Source organism: Herbaspirillum sp. YR522 (assembly GCF_000282575.1).
Lineage (GTDB): Bacteria > Pseudomonadota > Gammaproteobacteria > Burkholderiales > Burkholderiaceae_D > Herbaspirillum.
This window is the reverse complement of the sequence record NZ_AKJA01000151.1, coordinates 1-663: the sequence shown is the minus strand read 5'-3', so window position 1 is coordinate 663 and position 663 is coordinate 1. Positions and strand designations below refer to the sequence as shown.

Annotated in this window: 1 protein-coding gene and 1 pseudogene; both read right to left on the bottom strand. The window is 58.1% G+C overall.

The features are described from left to right. Positions 1-415 (bottom strand): annotated as a pseudogene (locus tag PMI40_RS20740) (IS3 family transposase); the annotation flags it as partial. Further along, positions 412-663 (bottom strand): hypothetical protein (locus PMI40_RS20735; RefSeq protein ID WP_008119514.1); only part of this gene is annotated, 252 nt, incomplete at its 5' end. The pseudogene PMI40_RS20740 and the gene PMI40_RS20735, both read right to left, overlap by 4 nt.

Below are 663 nucleotides of genomic sequence, written 5' to 3'. Positions count from 1 at the left end.
GCGTATGGCAGTCGATCACCAGTGCCAAGACGGCCCAGCCATCGCGTCCAGCCCAGATACGACACAGGTCTGTCGCCCAACGCTGATCCGGAGCCGTGACGACCGACGGCAGGGCTTTTACTCTTGGCCGGAATCCGATGGGTCGCTTTTTTACCTGCCACCCCCTGAGCTGGAAGATCCGCTGCACGGTGTTCTTGTTAAAGCCCAAGAGGGCCGCCACCGTCCGGTAACCGAAAGACGGTTCTTCCAGAATCATCTTCTTGATCGGTTCGGCAAAACGCTCCTGCACCTTGGGCGTGACCTTTACCGGCTTGTAATAGGCTGTACGCCTTGGAATGTCGAACCACTGGCAGATCTTGCTGACTGCGACATCGAAACCGTCTTGCTTGAGTCCCTGGCGGATGGTCTCGATCATTTGTCTTCCTCGCCCAGCAGGGACGCCAATTTTTTTCTGGCGCGCAACTCCAACATGGCTTCGCCGTAGGCTTCCTGGAGTTCCTTGAGCTGTCGCTCGTACTGTTCCTTGACATCCAGGGGCTTGGCGCGCAGGGCGTTCTCCATTCCTTTGCGCCCCTCGTCGACCCATTCCTCGATCTCCGACGGAGGGATATCGAACGCCCGGCTAGCCTCGGCCACTGTCGTCTTACCCTGGATGATTTCTGT